The 21,702-nt window shown below is 43.4% G+C and carries 22 protein-coding genes; 2 read left to right on the top strand and 20 right to left on the bottom strand.

Translation table 11 applies throughout. From position 1 onward, the window contains the following. Nucleotides 1–363: an Asp23/Gls24 family envelope stress response protein gene (locus tag C6347_RS06275; RefSeq protein ID WP_003211680.1), complete on the bottom strand. Its 363-nt coding sequence runs from the start codon at nucleotides 361–363 to the stop codon at nucleotides 1–3. 271 nt (nucleotides 364–634) lie between these two features. On the opposite strand from C6347_RS06275, the gene rpmB reads away from it, so the two are divergent. Beyond that, nucleotides 635–823 carry a 50S ribosomal protein L28 gene (gene rpmB, locus C6347_RS06280; protein WP_003212514.1) on the top strand — a complete coding sequence of 63 codons (189 nt, stop codon included), beginning with the start codon at nucleotides 635–637 and terminating at the stop codon, nucleotides 821–823. Between the two features lie 69 nt (nucleotides 824–892). Here the strand turns inward: rpmB and spoVM are convergent, their stop codons facing one another. The 17 genes from spoVM to C6347_RS06365 form a co-directional block, all read right to left on the bottom strand. Next, nucleotides 893–973, bottom strand: a complete 81-nt coding sequence (gene spoVM, locus C6347_RS06285; RefSeq protein ID WP_008354550.1) for a stage V sporulation protein SpoVM — start codon at nucleotides 971–973, stop codon at nucleotides 893–895. Nucleotides 974–1,044: 71 nt separating this feature from the next. Then, entirely contained in the window at nucleotides 1,045–1,689 is a 645-nt protein-coding gene (locus C6347_RS06290; RefSeq protein WP_060596226.1) for a thiamine diphosphokinase, read from the bottom strand. 60 nt (nucleotides 1,690–1,749) lie between these two features. Continuing rightward, complete coding sequence (gene rpe / locus C6347_RS06295; RefSeq protein ID WP_060596225.1) at nucleotides 1,750–2,400, bottom strand: ribulose-phosphate 3-epimerase; 651 nt, start codon at nucleotides 2,398–2,400, stop codon at nucleotides 1,750–1,752. A 3-nt stretch (nucleotides 2,401–2,403) separates the two neighbouring features. Continuing rightward, on the bottom strand, nucleotides 2,404–3,300 hold the full coding sequence (rsgA, locus tag C6347_RS06300; protein WP_060596224.1) for a ribosome small subunit-dependent GTPase A: 897 nt from the start codon (nucleotides 3,298–3,300) through the stop codon (nucleotides 2,404–2,406). 12 nt (nucleotides 3,301–3,312) lie between these two features. Then, a complete protein-coding gene (gene pknB / locus C6347_RS06305) occupies nucleotides 3,313–5,268 on the bottom strand; it encodes a Stk1 family PASTA domain-containing Ser/Thr kinase (protein ID WP_060596223.1) in 1,956 nt (651 codons plus the stop codon). Further along, nucleotides 5,262–6,032, bottom strand: a complete 771-nt coding sequence (locus C6347_RS06310) for a Stp1/IreP family PP2C-type Ser/Thr phosphatase (RefSeq protein ID WP_034662439.1) — start codon at nucleotides 6,030–6,032, stop codon at nucleotides 5,262–5,264. Before C6347_RS06310 ends, pknB begins: the two co-directional genes overlap by 7 nt. Nucleotides 6,033–6,035: 3 nt before the next feature. Next, a complete protein-coding gene (rlmN, locus tag C6347_RS06315; RefSeq protein ID WP_034662441.1) occupies nucleotides 6,036–7,118 on the bottom strand; it encodes a dual-specificity RNA methyltransferase RlmN in 1,083 nt (360 codons plus the stop codon). A 3-nt stretch (nucleotides 7,119–7,121) separates the two neighbouring features. Continuing rightward, the gene (gene rsmB / locus C6347_RS06320) at nucleotides 7,122–8,465 is read right to left on the bottom strand and encodes a 16S rRNA (cytosine(967)-C(5))-methyltransferase RsmB (protein ID WP_060596222.1); all 1,344 of its coding nucleotides are present in this window, start codon (nucleotides 8,463–8,465) and stop codon (nucleotides 7,122–7,124) included. Next, complete coding sequence (gene fmt / locus C6347_RS06325) at nucleotides 8,452–9,405, bottom strand: methionyl-tRNA formyltransferase (RefSeq protein WP_060596221.1); 954 nt, start codon at nucleotides 9,403–9,405, stop codon at nucleotides 8,452–8,454. Before fmt ends, rsmB begins: the two co-directional genes overlap by 14 nt. A 5-nt stretch (nucleotides 9,406–9,410) precedes the next feature. Further along, nucleotides 9,411–9,893, bottom strand: a complete 483-nt coding sequence (def, locus tag C6347_RS06330) for a peptide deformylase (RefSeq protein ID WP_034662448.1) — start codon at nucleotides 9,891–9,893, stop codon at nucleotides 9,411–9,413. Nucleotides 9,894–9,908: 15 nt separating this feature from the next. Continuing rightward, nucleotides 9,909–12,317, bottom strand: coding sequence for a primosomal protein N' (gene priA / locus C6347_RS06335; RefSeq protein ID WP_060596220.1), 2,409 nt, complete (start codon nucleotides 12,315–12,317; stop codon nucleotides 9,909–9,911). Further along, complete coding sequence (gene coaBC / locus C6347_RS06340) at nucleotides 12,314–13,531, bottom strand: bifunctional phosphopantothenoylcysteine decarboxylase/phosphopantothenate--cysteine ligase CoaBC (RefSeq protein ID WP_060596219.1); 1,218 nt, start codon at nucleotides 13,529–13,531, stop codon at nucleotides 12,314–12,316. Before coaBC ends, priA begins: the two co-directional genes overlap by 4 nt. A gap of 117 nt (nucleotides 13,532–13,648) precedes the next feature. Continuing rightward, a complete protein-coding gene (rpoZ, locus tag C6347_RS06345) occupies nucleotides 13,649–13,852 on the bottom strand; it encodes a DNA-directed RNA polymerase subunit omega (protein WP_003211647.1) in 204 nt (67 codons plus the stop codon). A gap of 3 nt (nucleotides 13,853–13,855) precedes the next feature. Continuing rightward, the gene (gmk, locus tag C6347_RS06350) at nucleotides 13,856–14,470 is read right to left on the bottom strand and encodes a guanylate kinase (protein ID WP_003212381.1); all 615 of its coding nucleotides are present in this window, start codon (nucleotides 14,468–14,470) and stop codon (nucleotides 13,856–13,858) included. Nucleotides 14,471–14,479: 9 nt separating this feature from the next. Further along, nucleotides 14,480–14,749, bottom strand: a complete 270-nt coding sequence (remA, locus tag C6347_RS06355) for an extracellular matrix/biofilm regulator RemA (RefSeq protein ID WP_008344898.1) — start codon at nucleotides 14,747–14,749, stop codon at nucleotides 14,480–14,482. Nucleotides 14,750–14,825: 76 nt separating this feature from the next. After that, entirely contained in the window at nucleotides 14,826–15,701 is an 876-nt protein-coding gene (locus C6347_RS06360) for a YicC/YloC family endoribonuclease (RefSeq protein WP_060596218.1), read from the bottom strand. A gap of 83 nt (nucleotides 15,702–15,784) precedes the next feature. Continuing rightward, nucleotides 15,785–18,460 (bottom strand): calcium-translocating P-type ATPase, SERCA-type, encoded by a 2,676-nt coding sequence (locus C6347_RS06365; protein WP_106047779.1) that lies wholly within the window; start codon nucleotides 18,458–18,460, stop codon nucleotides 15,785–15,787. Between the two features lie 164 nt (nucleotides 18,461–18,624). On the opposite strand from C6347_RS06365, the gene C6347_RS06370 reads away from it, so the two are divergent. Further along, complete coding sequence (locus C6347_RS06370; RefSeq protein ID WP_060596217.1) at nucleotides 18,625–20,334, top strand: Rqc2 family fibronectin-binding protein; 1,710 nt, start codon at nucleotides 18,625–18,627, stop codon at nucleotides 20,332–20,334. Nucleotides 20,335–20,364: 30 nt separating this feature from the next. Here C6347_RS06370 and C6347_RS06375 read toward each other — a convergent pair whose 3' ends face one another. Continuing rightward, a complete protein-coding gene (locus C6347_RS06375) occupies nucleotides 20,365–20,868 on the bottom strand; it encodes a precorrin-2 dehydrogenase/sirohydrochlorin ferrochelatase family protein (RefSeq protein WP_060596216.1) in 504 nt (167 codons plus the stop codon). Further along, nucleotides 20,849–21,634 (bottom strand): sirohydrochlorin chelatase, encoded by a 786-nt coding sequence (locus tag C6347_RS06380; RefSeq protein ID WP_060596215.1) that lies wholly within the window; start codon nucleotides 21,632–21,634, stop codon nucleotides 20,849–20,851. The genes C6347_RS06375 and C6347_RS06380 overlap by 20 nt, the downstream gene beginning before the upstream one ends. Nucleotides 21,635–21,702 lie beyond the last annotated feature (68 nt).

Here is a 21,702-nt window from a genome sequence, read left to right on the forward strand (position 1 = left end):
CTACGGGTTCGTAACTCTTACTCCTTGTACATAAATGTTGACCGAATCAACAGAAAGTCCAACTGTGTGAGAAATCGTATATTTGACTTTCGTTTGAACATTATGTGCGACTTCTGATATTTTTGTACCGTAGCTGACGATGATGTACATATCAATATGAATGCGGTCTTCTTTTTGACGCACAAGAACACCCCGGCTGAAGTTCTCTTTGCGGAGAATATCCGTCAAGCCGTCCTTGATTTGATTTTTGGACGCCATCCCAACAATACCATAGCAATCGATCGCAGCGCCTCCTGCCACCATTGCAATGACTTCATTTGATATATCAATTTGTCCGTATTTCGTTCTAAGTTCAATGGACACATTGGTTCCCCCTTTTTGAGAAATTGCCCTGAGTTATCACTATTTTACTATAAGACCCTTCTTTTTAAAAGAAATCATTCAATCCGACCCAATCCTACTTATACTATAGCCTTGATTTTTTATCAAGATGTCAAGGTATTTTTCTTGAAAGAGGAGTAAACAATCCTTGCAAACCCCTTGAAGCTGTGGTAAATTATTAAAGTATCTTGAGGCATCTCTAAGTACGTATATGAAGAATATGATGATGTTTTCGCAGTTAGGAGGGAAACAAATGGCACGTAAATGCGTTATTACAGGCAGAAAAACAAAAGCTGGGAACAACCGTTCTCACGCAATGAACTCTACAAAACGTACATGGGGTGCGAACCTTCAAAAAGTTCGTATTCTAGTGGACGGTAAGCCTAAAAGAGTATATGTATCAGCTCGAGCTTTGAAATCTGGTAAAGTTGAGCGTGTATAAGCAAGAGTAAACGCCTGCTACAATTCATTGTAGCAGGCGTTTTTATGTGGAAATAAAGGAGATTACTCATTAATCTTTCTTAAATGAACCAAGCATCGCACGGACAATGCCGCCAAGAAATCTAGGCAGTTTGATTGTATAAAATTTCATTTTGTCCCCCTCCTAAAAGTACCGCTTGCAGCACAATTGAGCTTAATCAGCCATCCACATTGATAGGTTGGTCAATCTTTGCTTCTTACCATTATTAATATGCCTTCATGAAAAGAAAAAGTACCATTTGAGTGGATGAGTTCGTTACTAATACATAGTGTGGAACCAGGCTCAATATGACAATTTTTCAGAGGATATTTGAAACCTTTTAATGTCAGCTTTTCAACCGGTGTTCCAAAGGGTAGAAACGACACATATTTTTTATCCTGATCTTCTTTTATTTCGTATGTACCAGGTTCAAACATTTGAATGATATTTTGTTTATCTACAAGGGTGATATTCTGCTTGTGCTGAATCCCTTTGTAAAGAAGATGGATATTTCCTAGAAAATGATCAGCCCTTCCTCCCGTAATACCGTAGATGTAAATATGTGCTGGATGCTGACTCAATGCCCAGTTCAGTGCAAGCTCTAAATCGGTTTCATCCTTTTCAGCTTGAAATACATTCAGGGCAGGCAATTTTTCTTTCAGCTCCCGAAGCTCTTCTTCTGTCACACTGTCAAAATCACCAAAGGCTTTGGCAGGGATGATGCCTTGCTCTAGTAAGAAGAGGGTTCCACGGTCTACACCAATCCAGAGAATATCCTTCTGTGATGCTTCATGTTCAAGTGGCGGAATGTATTCAAAAGGACCGCCGGCTACGATATGTATGTGCATGATATACGCTCCTCTCTATATAAAAAGAACCAAAGATCACAATGACTTTGGTTCCTTTCTTTACGCTTCTCGAATTGCCTGGATCGCTGCTGCGCGGTTGTCTTTACCGTATACCGCTGAGCCCGCTACAAGTAAATTAGCGCCTGCTTCTTTGCAATCCTTTGCAGTTTCTACATTGACACCACCGTCTATTTCTATCAGTAAATCGGTTAAGCCCTTTTGTTCACTCAGTGCTTTTACTTCTTTTACCTTCGTGAGAACAGATGGAATAAATGCTTGTCCCCCAAAACCAGGATTTACCGTCATGAATAACACAAGGTCCACATCCTCTAATACATGCTCAATGTGAGAAACAGGTGTGTGAGGATTCAAGACGACCCCTGCTTTTACACCTTGTTCTTTAATGTGCTGTATTGTTCGGTGTAAGTGCGGACAAGCTTCCACATGAACAGAAATAATATCAGCGCCTGCTTTTGCGAATGCAGGAATATACCGGTCTGGCTGCTCAATCATTAAGTGAACATCAAGCGGAAGACGCGTATGCGGTCTAATCGCTTCGACAACATTCGGCCCAAATGTCATATTCGGTACAAAATGACCGTCCATGACATCGATATGAATGTAATCCGCACCGCCTTGTTCCACATCACGGATATCTTTCTCCAAATTGGCAAAATCTGCTGATAAAATGGAAGGGGCAATATAAACCATGATTTAGTACCTCGGCTTTCTGTCTTTGATTTCAGTTAAAAACTCTAAATAATGCTGATAACGATACTCTTTGATTTGATCATGCTCGACCGCATCTTTTATCGCACACCCAGGCTCTTTCACGTGCAGGCAGCCTCTAAATTTACAATCTGCACTCCGCTCTCTGATGTCTAAAAAGTATAGACCTAGATCTTCTGCTTCGATCCCAGTAAATTCGAGCGAGCTAAAGCCAGGAGTATCTGCAATGAGCCCGTCTGCTGTTCGAATAAGTTCAACATGCCTTGTCGTATGCTTTCCTCGTCCGAGATGGGATGAGATATCATTTGTTTTCAGCGCCAATTCAGGACTCATCGCATTTAAAAGGGAGGACTTGCCTACACCAGACTGACCGGCAAATACAGTGATCTTATTGTGAAAATGCGGGGTCAGCTTCTCAATGCCATCTCCTTCAATCGTAGAGGTTAAATGAACCTCATAGCCCATTTGCCGATAGTCGTCTGCATATGCCATGATCGTTTCACGCTCTTCGTCTGTTTTCAATAAGTCCATTTTAGTGATGCAGATAATCGGCTCAATATGATTGGCTTCAACAAGCACTAAAAATCTGTCTAAAAGTGATGTGCTAAAGGTTGGTTCTGCTGCTGAGAAAACAAGTACCGCTTGATCGACGTTACTAATAGGCGGACGAACAAGTTCGTTTGTCCGTTCTTTTACTTCTAATAAGTAGCCTTCTTTATCGTTGTCTGCTTGATACACGACATAATCTCCAACAAGAGGTGTGATTTTGTTTTTTCGAAAAATGCCTCTTGCTCTGCACTGAACCACTTTTCCACTTTCTTGTGACTCATCCAGCACATAGTAGAATCCACTTAATGCTTTAATAATTTTGCCCTCAGGCATAAAGTCCCTCCTTTATTCATCATCAGGGTATTCGATCGTTTTAGAGCTTACGACTTTATCATCAACCGTCACTTGATAATATCCTTTTTGACCTGGTTCAATCTTAAACTTAATGGTCCGCTCAGTCGGCGCAGTGATTTTAAAGCTTTCATATGAATCAGAGATGCTATGCTCCGCATCATCAATGGAAATTTGGACATTCATCTCCTGCCCTTCCGTTTCTGGTTCATAAGGGATCGCAATCTTTTCAGTCACCGTTTTGGCTGGTTTTTCCTTCGGTCCAAGAGAGAATGTAATCTTAACCGTATCACCTGGTTTAACAGCAGTTCCTGCTCCTGGTTCCTGCTTCATGACCTCGCCTTTTGGCACATCGTCAGAATGCGCTTCTTTTTCATCAAGCTTTAATCCGTTATCCTCTAAATAATTCGATGCCGCCTGCTTACTATACGTCGTTAAATCACGTAATGTAATATCGGCAGGACCTATGCTGACAGTCAACGTGACTTCTTCATCTGCTGCTACAAGCTCTGTATTCGCTGAAGGATTCTGTTCCATGACAATCCCAGATTCGGTGTCATTATCATTCACTTCCTCCACAACGACCTGTTTAAACCCTTTTTTCTCTAATAATTCTTTTGCTTTATCGACCTTTTCGCCTGTAACATCAGGTAATTCGGTCTTTTCCTTGCCAGTACTTTCGTAAAGCTGAATTTCTGTCCCTTCTTTTACCTTTGTGCCGATTTTCGGATCTGTTTTGACGACAAGCCCTTTTTCAATTTTCTCATCAGCGATCTCAATTGGTTCCGAAGCGACGGTGAACCCAGCTTTCTTCAAGGTATCTTCTGCTTTTTCAACCGTCATGCCAGATACATCCGTGACCTCAACATCTTTTGGAAAAAGCAGCCCTGGAAACACAGTGATGGCTAAAATCGTCGCAGCGGTCAAAATAAATAAGATGGATGCCACAATCCATGGCCATTTTTTTCGTTTCTTTTTCGGCTTTTGTTTCTCTTTTTTCTTCGGTTTTTGAGCCGGGTGGACAGCTGTTTTTTCATTGTCTTGATCGATTAGATGATCTTGAATGATTGGGATCGCTTTCGTTGCTTCATGGTCTTCTTCAATGACAAAGCGTTTTTCTTTTAATCTGGCTGGATCGAAAGCGGTTTTTAAGTCTTTTTGCATTTCAGATGCATCTTCATATCGATAAAATGGATCTTTGGCCATCGCCTTTAAAATGATGTTTTCCACGCTTTGTGGAACAGAAGGATTCCATCTCCTCACAGATGGAGGCTCTGATTGCAAATGCTTCAGTGCGACACTGACAGCCGATTCCCCTTCAAATGGCATGCGTCCTGAGATGAGTTCATAAAGCACAATCCCAAGCGAATAGATGTCTGACTTTTTCGTTGCAAGACCTCCGCGTGCTTGTTCTGGAGACAAATAGTGCACGGAGCCTAGGACAGAATTTGTATGGGTAATGGTCGCTGAGCTGAGTGCCATGGCAATCCCAAAATCAGTGACTTTGATATTCCCCATATTGTCTATTAATATATTGTGAGGCTTAATGTCACGGTGGACGAGCTGTTTCGCATGGGCTTCTTCCATCGCCGCAACGACTTGCTCCATGATGCGAACGGCTTCTTTCGGATGAAGCGGGCCATTGGCGTGTATGTATTCTTTCAGCGTCATCCCCTCGACATATTCCATCACAATATAATAAATATCATCTTCTTCCCCTACATCGTAGATGCTGACAATATTCGAATGATCTAAGCTTGCAGCTGATTGCGCTTCCCGTCGGAATCGTCTAATAAAATCATCATCGCTCGCAAAGTCAAACCGCAAAATTTTAATCGCTACTTCGCGATCTAAAATCATATCCTCCGCCAAATAGACGTTTGCCATTCCGCCTCCGCCTATGACGCGAAGAATCTGATAACGGCCGCTGATCCTTTTTCCGATCAACACTTGCTGTCACCCTCCTCTGGCTGGGAGGAGATTTCTAACAGTACTGCTGTAATGTTATCTTCACCGCCGTTGTCATTCGCTGTTTGAATTAACTCTGTTACTTTTTCCTCTGGTGCGTTCGTTTGCGTTAAAATATGAATCAAATTCTCTTCTTCTACTTTATTCGATAGACCATCTGAGCAAAGCAGGATTTGATCTCCTGGGTCCACTTCAAAGGTGCGTGCATCAATTTGAACACGTTTATCTGTTCCTAATGCTTTCGTGAGCACATTTTTTCTTGGATGATATTCTGCATCCGCTTTTGAAATTTCACCTGTTTTCACAAGTTCATTCACAAGTGAATGATCATCCGTTAATTGGGTCAGCGCTCCTTCTCTTAGCAGGTAGCAGCGGCTGTCTCCAATATGCGCAATTGTGACCGTTTGCAAATGAACGAGCGCACACACAATGGTCGTCCCCATTCCTTGGCACTCCTCATTGTTTTTCGCATGTTCATATACTTGGTCATTAATGTCACTGATTTTTGAGATTAACCAGCTTTCTTGATCGGCTGGCTTTTCTGGAATTGAAGATGTTTTTTCCCAGTATTCTTTCAAAGAAGAGACTGCCATCTTGCTGGCGACATCACCAGCAAGATGACCTCCCATGCCGTCTGCTACAACAGCGAGAAGTGAGTCTTCTTTTGCTTCAAAAATACCTGCATCATCTTCATTATGCTGACGGACTTTTCCTGTATCGGTTAGAAAGGCTGCCCTTATCAACATTCGTCACCTCGTCTCTTCCTGACGCTCCTTCGCTCTTAGCTGACCGCAAGCAGCATCAATGTCATGGCCTTGCTCTCGTCTAATCGTTACGTTTACGCCGCGTTCTTTCAGCGTTTTTTCAAATAGGAAGATTTGTTCTCTAGGTGTTCTCACATAATCTCTCTCTGGTACATAGTTCACCGGAATGAGGTTTACGTGGCACTTGATTCCTTTTAAAAGGTCTGCAAGTTCTTCCGCATGGTGAACTTGATCATTTACTCCGCCAAACAGGCCGTATTCAAAGCTGACACGTCTACCCGTCTTTTGAATGTAGTATTCAATGGCTTCCATTAATTTTGGCAGCTTATATGCCTTATTGATCGGCATCAGGCGGCTTCTGATCTCTGTGTTCGGTGCGTGCAGAGATACAGCAAAGTTGATTTGCATTTGCTCATCAGCGAATTGATAAATCTTTGGAATGATTCCGCTTGTCGAAACTGTAATATGACGTGCACCAATATTTAAGCCGTTGTCATGGTTGATGATTTTAAGGAAGGCAAGCATTTCTTCAAAGTTATCAAACGGTTCGCCAATTCCCATGATGACAACAGAGCTGACTCTCTCATCTGTTTCGTCAAGTGCCTGCTGCACTTTTAATACTTGTGCAACGATTTCTCCCGCTTCAAGGTTTCGTTTTAAACCGCCAAGTGTAGATGCACAGAATGTACAGCCAATTCTACAGCCAACCTGAGTCGTGACACAGACAGAGTTTCCATATTCGTGACGCATAAGCACTGTTTCAATTGTATAGCCATCATGCAGTTCAAATAAAAACTTGATCGTTCCGTCCTGAGACGTTTGTTTGATCACGGTTTTTAAAGTTGTGATTGTAAATTGATCTTTTAATTTTTCTCTTAAATCTTTGGAGAGGTTAGACATTTCATCAAAGGATGTCACACGTTTCTCATAAAGCCACTCAAAAATTTGAGCTGCGCGGAAAGGCTTTTCGTCTTGTTCTTTTAACCATTCTTTCATTTCGTGAAGCTCAAATGAATAAATCGACGGCATATCTGTTTTCAGTTCTTTTCTTACTTTTTGTTCTGTCATTTTTTATCCCTTCTTTCTCATGCTGCAAATAAAGAAACCATCTGTTCCGAAATAATGAGGAAGAATTTGTACACTTCCGTTTTGAACAAACGGAGCAACCTGCTCAGGCAGCCGTTCATTAAGAGATAGATCGGGTTCGAAGTCTTGGTGTTCTTGTAAAAACGCATGAATCACTTGTTGATTTTCTGTTGGGTCCATTGTACATGTACTATATACAAGGGATCCGCCAGGCTTTAAAAGCGGAGCTGCTTCTTTTAAGATTGCCTGCTGAATAGCAGCAAGCCTTGCTGAGTCTTCTGGAGACTTAGTATATTTCATATCTGGTTTTCGTCTGATGACGCCAAAACCAGAACACGGCGCATCAATCAGAATACGGTCAAATGAAGCTTCGCTGTAATAGTCTTTCGCTTTCCTCGCATCAAGCGCTTTTGCCTCAATCTGAGTAAGGTTCAGGCGTTTTGCTGCTTGTTTGATGAGTTTCACTTTGTGTTCATGTAAATCAAGTGAAACAATTTGTCCTTCGTCGTTCATACGCTCTGCGATATGTGTTGATTTTCCGCCTGGAGCCGCACAGGCGTCAAGCACTGTTTCTCCCGGCTGAGGGTCTAGTGCTCTTGCGACAAGCATTGAGCTTTCATCTTGAATGGTCACATAGCCTTCTTGAAAAGAAGGGGTTGAAACGATGGACCCTTTCATCAGCTTGAGTGCATCTTCAGATAAGTCGCCGAGCTCCGTTTCGATTCCGGCATCCAGCAGTTCTTGCTGCAATGCCGCGCGGCCAGTTTTCATTCGATTGACACGGAGGGTTTGCTTTGGCGGTACTAAATGAATGCGGCACATGCTTTCTGCCGCTTCAAATCCGTACGACTGAACCCATTCCTGCACGAGCCATAATGGGTGGCTTGTCTCAATTGAAAGCCGCTTGACCGGATCTTTGATGTCATCAAAAGCCGGAACACCTTCTCTTTGCACGGAACGAAGAACGCCGTTCACAAGTGAAGAAATGCCCTTGTGCCCTCTCTTTTTCGTTAGCTCAACTGCTTCATGGATGGCTGCACGGTCTGGAATCTTTTCAAGGTAGACCATTTGATAAAGAGACATTCGCAAAAGCTGCATGACCCATGGAGCCACCTTTTGCGGTTTTTTCACAAATGGCGCCAGCATATAATCTAATGCCAGCTTATTTTGCAGTGTACCGTACACAAGCTCTGTTAAGAGCGGTTTGTCCTGATCTGCCAAGTCTTTGTCTTTCATGACTGACTGCAAAAGCAAATTACTGTAAGCTTGGTTTTGTTCAAGTTTGATTAAAGCGTCCAGCGCTACTTCTCTCACATTACTTTTCTTCATTCATTAACCCTAATTTCTGTCCAATTTCGATATTTGCGCCTCTTAAGAAGTCTTCGCCGCTCATTTTTTTCTTACCAGCTGGCTGCACACCTGTTAATAAAAGGCCTTGCTTATTCCCAGTTCCAATGACCGGACCTTCTTTTTGAAGCTCAATCACTTTCCCAGGTTCTTCTTGCACTTGAAGTGGAACTTTTTTCGCTTCCCATACTTTTAGATGAGCCCCGTTCCATTCAGTATAGGCAACTGGCCATGGATTTAAGCCGCGAACTTGGTTGTAAAGCTCTTCTCCGGTCTTTGTCCAGTCTAACCTTTCTTGCTCTCGCTTTATATTAGGTGCGTAGGTTGCCGCTTCTTCATTTTGCGGAATTGGAGAAATAGATCCGCTCAGAACATTTGGCACAGTATCTTTCAGCAATGCGGCGCCTGCTACACTTAATTTGTCATGTAATGTACCGACATTGTCTAATTCGTCGATTTCTACTTCTACTTTACTGATCATGTCCCCTGCATCGAGTCGTTCCACCATGTACATGATGGTGACGCCTGTTTTCTTTTTACCTTGAAGGATCGCATAATGGATCGGCGCGCCGCCTCTTAGTTCTGGCAGCAGTGAGGCATGAACATTGATACAGCCAAACTGAGGTTCATCCAGTAATCGTTTTGGTAGAATTTGTCCAAATGCCGCCGTTACAATTAAATCGGGCTTTAATGAAAGCACTTTATCAATTTCTTCATCAAGACGCACCTTTTCAGGCTGCAGTACAGGAATGCCGTGCTTTAAGGCTTCTACTTTCACAGGAGGCGGTGTGAGTACTCGTTTTCTGCCTTTTGGGCGATCTGGCTGCGTGACGACCCCGACAACTTCGTATCCTTCTGTTATGAGTGTTTGCAGCACAGGTACTGAGAAATCAGGGGTTCCCATAAATACAATACGTGCCATTTTCTTCACCCTTCCATTTCCGCAAGTTCTTTTTCTGTATAGGTTTGAATGATTTTCGACGTGAATAATATACCGTCTAAATGATCAATTTCGTGCAATAAGGCTCTTGCTAAAAATCCTTCTGCTTCTATTGTAAATGGTTTGCCTTTCTTATCAAAGGCTTTTACCTTCACATAGCTCGGTCTTTCTACTGTGCCGTATAAAGATGGAAAGCTCAGGCAGCCTTCAATATCTGTTTGACTTCCTTTCACTTCAAGAACCTCGGGATTCACTAAATCAATTCTGCCAGGTTCCTCTCCGATATCGACAACAGCCATTCTTTGTGAAATGCCGATTTGTGGTGCTGCTAGTCCGACTCCATCTAGCTCAAGCATTGTATCATACATATCATCAAGCAGTTTTTTGAGCTTTTTATCGAACGTATCAACAGGCTCTGCCTTTTGTTCAAGTACTTCTGCCGGATGTATGACTATTGGTTTTACTGCCACTTAAAGCCCTCCGTTTTACATCATCATATATGGATTCATATCTATTGAAATCATCAATTGTTTTTGTTCCATTTCCTTTTGATAATGATCTTGTATTTTCCGTAGTAAACTTGCCAGTTCATTTTCCCTTTTGTATTTTATCACGCATTGATATCGATATCTATCTTTGATCTTAGCGATTGGTGATGCAGCCGGACCAAGGATTCTTGTATTCGGTGCACAGTTCATTTTTAGGAACTGGACAATTTGATCAGTGACATGCGCTGCCTTCGTCACTTCCTCGTGTGATACCGTCACCATTGCCAAATAGTAATACGGCGGATAGGACTGGTGGCGGCGATGCAGCATCTCCTGTTCATAAAAGGCTTCATAGTCATGCTGCTTCGTTAATTCAATACTATAGTGAGAAGGCGTATACGATTGAATGATCACAGAACCCGCTTTTTCATGACGTCCTGCCCTGCCGCTGACCTGCGTGAGAAGCTGAAATGTTTTTTCACTTGAACGAAAATCAGGAATATGAAGAGACGTATCCGCACTGAGAACACCAACAAGTGTGACATCTGGGAAATCTAGCCCTTTTGCTATCATTTGCGTCCCGAGCAAAATGTCCGCTTCTTTATTGCCAAAAGACGTGAGGAGCTTTTCGTGAGCACCTTTACGAGACGTTGTATCTACATCCATTCGGATCACTCTTGCCTCAGGCAGTACTTTTGTAAGCTCTTCTTCTACACGCTGCGTACCCGTCCCAAAATAGCGAATATGCTCACTATGGCATTCTGGACATTCAGCAGGCACCGGTGCTTCGTGCCCACAATAATGGCATTTCAGCCGTTTTTGATAGCGGTGATAGGTGAGAGAAATTTCGCAATGAGGACATTGCTCCACATATCCGCAATCACGGCACATCACAAAGGATGAATAGCCCCTTTTATTCAGAAATAAGACGGCTTGTTCTTTTCTTTCAAGCACTTCCTTTAATCTGAGCATTAATTCTTCTGAAAACATGGACCTGTTGCCATTTCTCAATTCTTCTCTCATATCAATTAACGAAACGTGCGGCAGCTGCTGCTGGTTGACGCGATGTTTAAGCGTCAGCAATGTAAACACGCCTTTTTTCGCACGCGCGTAGGTTTCAAGTGAAGGGGTTGCACTGCCTAAAACGACTGGGCATCGATGCCTTCTGGCTCGTTCAATGGCGACATCCTTGGCATGATAACGAGGCATTTCTTCTTGTTTATAAGAAGATTCATGCTCTTCATCTATGATAATCATGCCTAGATTTTCAAATGGAGCGAAAACAGCAGATCTCGCGCCCACGACAAGCTTGACTTCCTTGCGGTGGATTTTCCGCCATTCATCATATTTTTCCCCTGTCGATAAGCCGCTGTGAAGTACAGCCACATTTGAGCCGAACCGTTCTTTAAACCGCTGAACCATTTGAGGGGTTAACGAGATTTCAGGAACGAGGACGATCGCTTCTTTTCCTTTTTGAAGGGCATGATCAATCGTCTGCAAGTATATTTCCGTTTTACCGCTTCCTGTCACCCCGTGCAGCAGAAAGGTTTCATGCCGGTCATCACTGACTGCTTGATGAATATGTTTTGCCGCTTCTGCTTGTTCTGGCATGAGATCAAGTGAAGCAGATGGTGTAAACGCCCGGTCACGATAAGGATCACGATAGACCTCTTCATAGCTTTCTGTTAGCAGCCCTTCTTGAATAAAGGTTTTAAGCGTTTGAGAACTCGCGCCTGTTTGCTGCTGCAAGTCTTTCGCTAAAAAGGTCGTCTCACTCGCTTGAAGCAAAAAGGAGAGCAGTGCCTTTTGTTTCACCGCATTTTTCTTAAGCTGCTGTTGTTTTTCTTCAAGCTTATCTTTCGATACAGCTAGATGGAGCATGCGCACCTTTTTCTTTCCAGATTTTTGCGAGACGTGATACCTTACCTCTAGATGACCTTTTTGGACATGCTTTTGAATCTGTTTTAGTTGTTCGGCCGGGATGTCAGCGTAAAGGATGCTATCTCGCTGACCGAAAAGCTCTTTCAATGACTGCGGAAGTTCTTCATCTGACAGCACCTGAATTTCTTTTTCATACTTCGCCTTCATGGCTGCAGGCAGCATCGATTGAAGTGCCGTAATGTGATAGGACAATGTTTTTTCCGTCAGCCAGTGGGAAAGCTCCAATAGCTCATCTGTCAGAACAGGTGATAAATCAAATAAATCGACAATGTCCTTGATGTTTCCTGTCTTTATGTCTGTTTCGTCTTTGACTTTTGTCACAAACCCTTGAATCTTCCTTGGGCCAAAGGGAACGACCACCCTCATTCCCGCTTTGACGAGATCTTTGAATCGATCTGGTACACGGTAATCGAATGGCCGGTCAATGGCTTTCGTTGTGACATCCACGATGACTTCAGCAATCATGCTCGATCACGCTCTTTTGGCAACAGCTGTTTTGCCTCCTTTAAGATTTCAAAAGCGAGGTCTTTTTTGCTCATCATCGGCAGCTCTTTTGTTGTACCATCTGCTTTGATGATTGCTGCTACATTTGTGTCTGTGCCAAAGCCTGCACCTTCTTTTGTGACGTTGTTGGCCACAATCATATCTAAATGCTTGGATTCGATTTTCTTTTTCGCGTAATATTCTACATCCTGCGTTTCAGCTGCAAAACCGACAAGCACTTGATGCTCTTTTCTTTTCCCCAGCTCTTTTAAAATATCTTTTGTCCGGGTGAATTCAATCTCTAAGGCGCCGTCCTGTTTTTTCATTTTATGAGGATATGATGTCACAGGGGTATAGTCGGCGACCGCTGCTGATTTAATGACAAGGTCCGCTTCCTCGTACACATCTAATACGGCTTGATACATGTCCTCTGCCGATTCAACGTGCACCACATGTACATGGTCAGGTGCCGTTAAAGAAACAGGTCCTGAAATGAGCGTGACATCAGCCCCCATTTGCTGCGCAGCCTCTGCAATCGCATAGCCCATTTTTCCTGACGATCGATTTGTAAAGAAACGCACAGGATCGATGACTTCTCGTGTAGGACCTGCTGTCACCACGACTTTTTTACCTGAAAGCGGTAAGCTTTTTGGCTCTTCAAAAAATGCACGGATGTGCTCAACAATTTTTTCAGGCTCCTCTAACCGCCCTTTTCCAATGTAGCCGCAGGCTAAATAACCTTCACTCGGCTCAATAAACCGGTAGCCGTCCTCATATAATGTGCGAATGTTCCGCTTTACAGCCGGGTGATCATACATATGCACATTCATTGCTGGTGCGATCCATACAGGAGCGGTTGAAGCAAGTAAGGTCGTCGTGAGCATATCATCTGCAAGCCCTGCCGCCATTTTACCAATCGTATGTGCTGTTGCAGGGGCAACAAGAATGAGATCGGCCCAGTCAGCTACGTCAATATGCGCAATGACTTTTGGATTGTTTTCTTTAAATGTATCCACATACACCTCATGTCGAGACAGAGCTTGGAAGGTAAGCGGAGACACAAACTCACGGGCAGATTCCGTCATAATCACTCTTACATTTGCGCCCGCCTGTACGAGTTTACTAGTAAGAGCAGCTGCTTTATATACGGCGATTCCTCCGCTGACGCCGAGCAAAATATTTTTTGACTGTAACATTTGTTTGTCCCCCTTAACGGCCTTTTTCACAAATTCGTCTACAATTCAAAAAAGTCAAAACCAATCATAGTTTTGACTTTTTTGAACGTATCGTATCTGCATAGCAGAAGCGATGTGTTATTCTTGATCCTCTTTTTCAAATGTCAAAAGACCGGCATCGATTTCTTCCAGTGCTTTGCCTACGAATTTGTAAGACTTTGTATTTTCGATTTGCTGATCTTGGTGGATCTGCATTTCACGTGCACGGCGTGCAGACACTGTCACAAGTGTATATTTTGAATCAAGTTTGTTCATCAATGAGTCAATTGAAGGATCTAACATAGTTTATTCTACCCCCAGCATTTTTTTATATCTTGGTGCGACTCTGTCTCTGCGCAGGTGTTCTGCAAGGACGATCGCTTTGATTCTTTCACAAGCAAGCTCGACATCATCGTTTTCCACGACATAGTCGTAAGCATCCATCATTTCAATCTCTTCTTTTGCAGCAGCCATTCGATTGCGAATGAGCTCCTCAGACTCTGTACCACGTGTAATGATGCGGTTTTGAAGTTCCGAAAGACTAGGCGGTGCAAGGAAAATAAAAAGACCTTCTGGGAATGCTTCTCTTACTTGAAGTGCACCTTGCACTTCGATTTCAAGGAAAACATCTTTTCCTTCGCTTAATGTCTGTTCTACATAGTCAACAGGCGTGCCGTAGTAATTCCCGACATACTCTGCCCATTCTAACAGCTTTTTGTTTTCAATCATATGTTCAAATTCTTCCCTGGATTTAAAGAAATAATCGACACCATTTCTTTCACCTTCACGCGGTTTACGTGTCGTCACAGAAATAGAGTATTCAAATTTCGTATCTTCCTGGGAGAAAATGGCTTGTCTGACCGTTCCTTTTCCAACTCCCGAAGGTCCAGAGAGAACGATTAAAAGTCCTCTTTCTTTCATAATGGCGTATTACCCCTGCCCTTCATCTATGATTTCTTCTTTTACAGAAAGTCTTTGCGCGACAGTCTCAGGCTGAACGGCAGATAAGATGACATGGTCACTGTCCATAATGACAACAGCACGGGTTCTTCTTCCGTATGTAGCATCTATGAGCATGCCTCGATCTCTTGCGTCTTGTATCATTCGTTTAATCGGTGCTGATTCTGGACTGACGATCGAAATCATCCGATTCGCTGAAATGATGTTTCCAAATCCGATATTGATCAACTTTATGGTCATCTTCTAACGTCCCCCTGTAATATAAACGTCTCTAGTCTCGCCGAAAGAGACGCACTGTAAACAGCTTACACAATGACTATTCTATATTTTGCACTTGTTCTTTTATTTTTTCAATAGCACTTTTCATTTCAACCACCAGCTTTGTTAAATGATGATGGTTCGCTTTTGAGCCAATGGTGTTCACTTCACGGTTGAGCTCCTGTACAAGAAAATCAAGTTTTCTGCCGGCAGCACCGCCTTGCATCAAGATTTGCCGGAATTGCTGAAAGTGACTTTTCAATCTCGTAATCTCTTCTGTAATGTCACAGCGGTCAGCAAAGATGGCAGCCTCTGTTGTCAATCTGCTTTCGTCAAGCGCCTCTCCGATCCATTCTTGCAATCGCTGATTGAGCCTGTCTTTATACTGACTCACAACCTCTGGTGCAAAGACTTTGATTTCTTCTGTATAGGCCTCTAATTCAGAAAGCCTCAGCTCACAGTCTTTTTGAAGTGATGTCCCCTCCTGCTCTCTCATGAAGCAAAGCTCCTTGACAGCCGTTTCACAAGCATCCATCAGCAATTGCTCTAACTGCTCATTTCGGCTGGCCGACTCTTCTACTTGAACGGCATGCTCCAGCCCCAGTAAGTCATGTGCATGCTGAATGCCTGAAATGTGATAGCGCTTCTCGAGGTCTTTTGCGGCTTTCATGTATTCATCAAGCAGCGGCCAGTCGATCTGCAAGGACCGGCTTGCTAGTTTACCGCCTTCAATCGTGACAAACAGCTCAATTCTACCGCGCTGCACGTGACGAAGAATGATTTTTTTTAATGTGTCTTCGAAATATAAAAGCGGCCTCGGCAAACGGGCATGAACCTCTTTAAAACGGTGATTGACCGATTTTAGCTCAACTGACACTGTCAGTTCTCCATCCGTTTTACTCGCTTGGCCGAATCCCGTCATACTGCGTATCATGTCAAAACACCCAATTCTTTCATATTAATAAAATGAAAAAGGTAATAGCAGACACTATTACCTCAAAATTATACCATAACGAATTATTTTTTTCTTGTCAAAAGTGATCCTGCCAGTAAAAAAGTTGGCAGTGCAGACATACCGATGATCAGCAGCCAATCAATTGGTGCAATGGCCACCGTTTTGAAAATCGGCTGAAGCGGCGGATAATAAATGACCACAAACATAAGTAAAAGTGATGACAAAACCGCACCGATCAAGTAAAGATTCCCGAATGGATTGCGTTCAAAGATGGACCGTTCACTGCGGCAGTCAAATACATGAATGAGCTGCGCCAAAACAAGCGTACTAAATGCAACAGTCTGTGCATATTGCAGGTTGTTTGGATCGCGGTGATACACAAACATAAATGCTAAAAGGGTCGCAAGCCCGATGAGGAATCCTCTAGATACAACCTTCCAGCCGAGCCCTCTAGCAAAAATGCCCTCTTTCATGTTCCTCGGCTTTCGCTTCATGACATCGCCTTCTGGCTTATCCATGCCAAGTGCCATCGCTGGAAGACCATCTGTGACAAGGTTGACCCATAAAATTTGAATAGGAACGAGAGGAAGCGGAAGTGCTAGGAGCATCGCGAACAGCATAACCAAAATTTCTCCCACATTGGATGCCAGCAAATACCGGACAAACTTCCGAATGTTTTCATAAATATTCCGGCCTTCTTTAATGGCGGATTTAATGGTCGCAAAGTTGTCATCAAGTAAAATAAGAGAAGATGCTTCTTTGGCTACGTCTGTTCCAGTGATGCCCATGGAGATGCCGATATCTGCTTGCTTAATCGCAGGCGCATCATTGACCCCGTCACCTGTCATCGCCACAATATGTCCATTTTTTTGATAGGCCTTCACAATTCTCAGCTTATGTTCAGGTGATACCCGTGCAAAGACGTATACATTTTCAGCCGTTTGCTCAAGCTCTTTGTCACTCATCTGATCCAGCGCTTTTCCGTCGAGCACCTTTCCTTGCTTTGGTAAAAGGCTCAAGTCTTTGGCAATCGCTTTGGCTGTTTCCACGTGATCCCCTGTAATCATGACTGTTTTTATACCAGCATCCCTGCACTCTTTAACCGCTCGTCTGACTTCAGGACGAGGTGGATCGATCATGCCCTCTAACCCGATAAATGTCAAATCGGTTTCAGCCTGCTGGACAGAGTTGATTTTTTCTGTCAGACCGACTTTTTTATACGCAATGGCAATCGTTCTCAGCGCTTGTCTTGCTAAGCCTTGAATCGCAGCCTCTGTTTCTTGCCTGTGAGTGGTTGAAAAAGAAGCTGTGCGGCCGCCGTGCATGATATGACTTGAACGGTTCATCAGGACATCCGGCGCACCTTTTGCAATGACATACCGCTCTTTTTGATTCGTTTCGACGACGACTGACATCATCTTTCTTTCTGAATCAAAAGGAAACTCCTCTACAACGTGAAATCCGGCTTCGATGAATTGCTCAGTAAACCCTGCTTTACGTGCTGCTGTGAGAAGCGCCCCCTCTGTCGGATCTCCATCAAGCCTCATTTCGCCGTCTTTTTCAACGATGGTTGATGTATTACAAAGCGCCCCGTATAATAACACCTTTTGCAGACTTGGATGTTTGTCTACATGGACAAGTTCTCCGTTTAAGGTGAAATCACCAGATGGCTCATAGCCCGTACCAGAAATATTCCACGTTTTGCCCTCTGCCCATACATGTGTCACAGTCATTTTATTTTGCGTCATTGTCCCTGTTTTATCTGAGCAAATGATCGAAGCGCAGCCAAGTGTTTCCACCGCCGGGAGCTTTCTGACAATCGATTTTTGTTTGATCATCCGCTGCACTCCTAAGGAAAGTGCGACGGTTACAATCGCCGGCAGTCCTTCAGGAATGGCAGCAACTGCAAGAGATACTCCCGCCAGGAACATATGATACAAATCATGTCCTTGTACAACGCCAAGAACAACAACGAGCACCGTTAAAAATAAGGCAGCAACAATCAGGATTTTCCCCAGCTGTTCGAGACGTCTTTGCAGCGGTGTTTCCATATTCCCTGCTGCATCCAGCATGCCGGCAATTTGTCCCATCGCTGTATTCATCCCTGTACCAATGACAACGCCCACGCCGCTTCCTCTAGTGACAAGCGTCCCCATAAAGGCCATGTTCGTCAAATCTCCAAGCGAGACATGGTCTCGTGAAAGCGGACTTGCGTGTTTGACCGCAGGGATGGACTCGCCAGTGAGAGCGGACTCTTCAATTTCTAAACTTTTGGTTTCTAGTAATCTAATGTCTGCCCCAATCCGGTCTCCACTCGAAAATTTCACAATATCCCCTGGCACGAGATGTTTAGACGGGATCTTGACCCATTCATTATTTCTCCTTGCATACACATGCGGGGTTGATAATTCCTTTAGCGCTTGAAGAGATTTTTCCGCCCGGCGTTCTTGATAAAAGCCGAGCACTCCATTAATCAGAACAATCGCTACAATTGCTACAGCATCAATGTATTCGCCTAAAAAAGCAGAAATGATCGTTGCCGCAAGCAAAATTAACACCATAAAATCTTTAAATTGCGCTAAAAAAATGATCAGAGCCGACGCCTTTTTCCCTTCCTGCAATTCATTTGGCCCGTGTTTTTCAAGCCGTTTTTGTACATCTTTTTCTGACAGTCCGTCACCTATCGATGTATTCATTGTTTTTAATAAATCGGTTTGGTTCAGTTCATGCCAATTCATTTGACCTCGTCCACTCCTCTTTTGTTCTCTCTCATATGCAGTGTTCTATAAGCCAGTTTATTCAGACTCGTCCTAAATCATGCTATAATAATAAGACTGCCTAAAGAACGAGAAACGGAAGGTTCTTTCAGTAGATTTGTGTGAAAGAAGAGGGTGTATCCAACATGTCATTTGACGGCATTTTTACATATGGTATGACAAATGAATTGCAAGAGACATTAACTGGCGGAAGAATTTCAAAAATTCATCAGCCATATAAGCACGAGCTGATTTTTCATATCCGGGCAAACGGAAAAAATCATAAGCTCCTTTTATCCGCTCATCCGAGCTACGCTAGAATTCAGCTCACAGAGCATCAATATGACAATCCAAGCGAACCTCCAATGTTTTGTATGCTCCTCAGAAAGCATCTTGAGGGCGGATTCATTGAACGTTTTGAACAGATTGGATTTGACCGGGTGATCGTACTTCATGTACGAAGCCGCAATGAAATTGGCGACGAACAGACTCGAAAGCTCTACATTGAAATCATGGGAAGGCATAGTAATTTGATTCTTGTAGAAGATGACACGCAGCAGATCATCGATGGCCTAAAGCATCTTTCTCCATCTGTGAACAGCTATCGAACGGTACTTCCTGGTCACGAATACCTTCTGCCGCCTGCACAGCAAAAATTGAATCCGTTTGAAGTGACGAAGAATGATATTTTAAAGCATTTACGCTTTCAAGAAGGAAAGATCGCAAATCAAATTGTCGATACATTCTCTGGGGTTTCTCCGCTGTTTGCAAAGGAAGCTGTACACAGGGCCGGTCTTGTCAATCAGGAAACGATTCCAAATACACTGCTCGACATGTTCCAGCTTATTCGCATGCACTCCTTTACCCCGCAGCTCACAAGAAAAGACGGGAAAGAATATTTCTATTTATTAGAACTTCAGCATGTCCATGGCGAGATGAAAACATTCGACTCTCTCAGCCAGCTGCTTGACCGCTTTTATTTCGGAAAAGCTGAGAGAGACAGAGTTAAACAGCAGGCGTCTGACCTTGAACGGTTTGTCGTAAATGAAAAAAAGAAAAATGAAAACAAGCTCAAAAAACTGAAAAGAACTCTTGAAGAATCTCAACATGCACATAAATATCAGCTCTATGGCGAATTGTTAACAGCCAATTTATATGCCATCAAAAAAGGGGATAAAGAAGCGACTGTCATCAATTATTACGATGAAGATGGCGGAGAGATCACGATCCCGCTTAAAACAAACAAAACCCCTTCTGAAAATGCGCAAGGGTATTTCACAAAATATCAAAAGGCAAAAAATGCAGTAGAAGCGGTCAATGAACAAATTGAGCGGACGCATGAAGAGATTGCTTATTTTGAAGAGTTGATTCAGCAGCTATCCTCTGCCTCACCGAAGGATTTAGAGGAAATGAGAGAAGAACTTGTTGAAGGAAAATATTTACGCGCCAAACAAAAGCGCAACGCCAAAAAGAAAAAACAGGCGGCCATTCAGCTTGAAACGTATGAATCGTCTCAAGGTATTCCGATTTTAGTCGGAAAAAACAACAAACAAAACGAGTATTTAACCACAAAGGCTGCTGCCCGTGACGACATTTGGCTGCACACGAAGGATATTCCTGGATCACATGTCGTCATCCGTCATCAAGCACCTGATGAAGAGACGCTGCGTGAAGCGGCTCAAATCGCTGCCTACTTCTCGAAAGCAAAGGAGTCGAGCTCCGTTCCTGTCGATTATACGAAAATCCGGCATGTGAAAAAACCAAATGGAGCAAAGCCGGGATTTGTGACGTATGATCAGCAGCAAACATTATTTGTCACGCCTGACGAAGATGTGGTCCTAAAGCTGCGAAAATAATAAAAGCCGATAAAATCCCTTAAAGAGATTTTATCGGCTTTTTCTTTGTTGTTTTTTTCTTTCGATATAAAGAGCGTCAAGTGCATCTACATCCTCTTGTTCTAGCAACGCCTCAATTTCCGCAGCCAGTTGTTTTGTCCGGGCTGGGCTCGCACCGCTTGTAGAGACTGAAATCGTCACTTTCCCTGCTTTGACCACCTTTGGCACGATCACATTGCCAAGCTCTGATTGGCTCACACAGTTCACTAGCTGGTGAGGCCGGGCTGTTTGTGCAATCCATTCATTTACCGCTGGATCGTTTGTAGCAGCTACAATGAAAAATGCACCCTCTAAATCTTCCACGTCCACTTTCTTTTCCTTCCAATTCAGGTTGTATGTATCAATGAGACGTGCCATCTCTTTAGAAATGTCAGGACTCACGACGGTTATATGGCAAGGCTCCATGCATAGCGCCTCTGCCCTTCTTGCGGCTATTCGTCCACCGCCGGCGATGAGCACTTGTTGATCGGTTAAATCAAGATGGACTGGAAGCATGGCTTTCTCCTTGGAAATGAAACGCATGGTCTTTGTTTAAAATGGTTTCTTGCACGCGTTCAATATAAGCCGCTTTTACATGCGGATGAAAGCCAATATACCGGCATACCCGGACATCTTTCAGCCTCTTTCTCGCCTGAGCCGCTTCATTTTCAATCTCTTTCATTAAAATACCCGTAAACAACAAGTAAGGAACGAGATAAACAGGCGCATCATCATCTGCTGTTAATTGCGCAAGAACATCTCGGTAATTTGGCTCACATGCCGTAATAAAACATGGCAAGACCTCTGCGAGAGGGAGCAGGCGCCTGACATCGTCCGCAATGCCAAACACATCCCGCTTCACATCGGGGTCAGAGCTTCCGCGGCCAATTAAAAGAATCCGTGCTTTCCCGCCTTGATATCCTGCCTCTTCAATTCTTGCAGCAACTGCTTTTGTCACTTCTTGATTGACCCCGATTGGTTTTCCGTATGTGACCTTCACTTGCGGATATCGCTTTTGTACTTTCTCAATCTCGACTGGAATATCTGATTTGGCATGCATGGCAGTTAAAAGGAGGAGCGGGACGATCGCAATGTGTGTAGCTCCTTTTTTCACACAGGCTTCAAATCCTTCTTCTATGGAAGGGGCTGTCAGTTCTAAAAAACAAATTTCTTGTATATCTGCTTCTACTAACGGCATACAGCTTTTCATAAAAGAAATGGCTTTATCTTGTGCTTCTTTTACTCTGCTTCCATGCCCAACATAAAGTACAGCTTGTTTCATGTGGCTCCTCCCTCTACTTGTTTTGATCAGACGAAAAGACACGATCGATGTACGTGTCTTTTCTTTAT

The sequence above is a fragment of the Bacillus sp. NMTD17 genome, from assembly GCF_002998735.1.
In the GTDB taxonomy this organism is placed as follows: Bacteria; Bacillota; Bacilli; order Bacillales; family Bacillaceae; genus Bacillus.

Coding starts and splice junctions, on each gene's coding strand:
- rpmB (WP_003212514.1), top strand. CDS start 635: ATGGCACGTAAATGCGTTATTACAGGCAGAAAAACAAAAGCTGGGAAC.
- spoVM (WP_008354550.1), bottom strand. CDS start 973: ATGAAATTTTATACAATCAAACTGCCTAGATTTCTTGGCGGCATTGTC.
- C6347_RS06290 (WP_060596226.1), bottom strand. CDS start 1,689: ATGCACATACATATCGTAGCCGGCGGTCCTTTTGAATACATTCCGCCA.
- rpe (WP_060596225.1), bottom strand. CDS start 2,400: ATGGTTTATATTGCCCCTTCCATTTTATCAGCAGATTTTGCCAATTTG.
- rsgA (WP_060596224.1), bottom strand. CDS start 3,300: ATGCCTGAGGGCAAAATTATTAAAGCATTAAGTGGATTCTACTATGTG.
- C6347_RS06310 (WP_034662439.1), bottom strand. CDS start 6,032: ATGTTGATAAGGGCAGCCTTTCTAACCGATACAGGAAAAGTCCGTCAG.
- rlmN (WP_034662441.1), bottom strand. CDS start 7,118: ATGACAGAACAAAAAGTAAGAAAAGAACTGAAAACAGATATGCCGTCG.
- rsmB (WP_060596222.1), bottom strand. CDS start 8,465: ATGAAGAAAAGTAATGTGAGAGAAGTAGCGCTGGACGCTTTAATCAAA.
- fmt (WP_060596221.1), bottom strand. CDS start 9,405: ATGGCACGTATTGTATTTATGGGAACCCCTGATTTCTCAGTACCTGTG.
- priA (WP_060596220.1), bottom strand. CDS start 12,317: ATGATTGCTGAAGTCATCGTGGATGTCACAACGAAAGCCATTGACCGG.
- coaBC (WP_060596219.1), bottom strand. CDS start 13,531: ATGTTACAGTCAAAAAATATTTTGCTCGGCGTCAGCGGAGGAATCGCC.
- rpoZ (WP_003211647.1), bottom strand. CDS start 13,852: ATGTTAGATCCTTCAATTGACTCATTGATGAACAAACTTGATTCAAAA.
- gmk (WP_003212381.1), bottom strand. CDS start 14,470: ATGAAAGAAAGAGGACTTTTAATCGTTCTCTCTGGACCTTCGGGAGTT.
- remA (WP_008344898.1), bottom strand. CDS start 14,749: ATGACCATAAAGTTGATCAATATCGGATTTGGAAACATCATTTCAGCG.
- C6347_RS06360 (WP_060596218.1), bottom strand. CDS start 15,701: ATGATACGCAGTATGACGGGATTCGGCCAAGCGAGTAAAACGGATGGA.
- C6347_RS06365 (WP_106047779.1), bottom strand. CDS start 18,460: ATGAATTGGCATGAACTGAACCAAACCGATTTATTAAAAACAATGAAT.
- C6347_RS06370 (WP_060596217.1), top strand. CDS start 18,625: ATGTCATTTGACGGCATTTTTACATATGGTATGACAAATGAATTGCAA.
- C6347_RS06375 (WP_060596216.1), bottom strand. CDS start 20,868: ATGCTTCCAGTCCATCTTGATTTAACCGATCAACAAGTGCTCATCGCC.
- C6347_RS06380 (WP_060596215.1), bottom strand. CDS start 21,634: ATGAAACAAGCTGTACTTTATGTTGGGCATGGAAGCAGAGTAAAAGAA.